This is a genomic window from Sinorhizobium sp. GQ132 (genome assembly GCF_059758575.1).
In genome coordinates this window covers 1-464 of the sequence record NZ_JCAXDX010000061.1, presented here as the reverse complement: position 1 = coordinate 464, position 464 = coordinate 1, and the positions used below count along the sequence as shown (strand labels likewise).

The 464-nt window shown below is 57.5% G+C and carries 1 protein-coding gene; it reads right to left on the bottom strand.

Annotated elements, in window-relative coordinates:
• Positions 1 to 12 precede the first annotated feature (12 nt).
• A partial coding sequence (locus tag AC6CIG_RS29715; RefSeq protein ID WP_498324388.1) for a sensor histidine kinase occupies positions 13 to 464 on the bottom strand: 452 nt, incomplete at its 5' end.

Here is a 464-nt window from a genome sequence, read left to right as displayed (position 1 = left end):
AGCTGGACGGTGCTACTGTGCGAGACGGGACAATGGCAAGATGATGTTCACTGATAAACCGGTCGGTCGCCAGTCATAGTTGAGGGTACCGCCGAATTGCCGGATCACAGTCGCCTCCACCAACGTGCTGCCGAAGCCCTTGGAAGCAGGAGGGGAGGATATTTCTCTCTCCCCCACTTCATTCCAAGTGATGCTCAGGTCGTCGCCTTTGATCTGCCAGCCAATGTCCACCCTGCCATTGTCGCCGCACAGCGCCCCGTATTTGGCCGCATTGGTCGCCAGCTCATGGAAGACTAGCGCAAGTCCGTTGACCGATTGCTCGCCGCATAAAATGGTAGGGCCTTCAAGAGAGAACCCGCTCTTGCCGGGGATTGCCGCAGGCTCGTGAGGCGCGATGACGATGCTTATTAGGTCCGCAAGATTGGAGGCCACCCCTTGGACGTCGCTAAAAGATGGCTTCACCA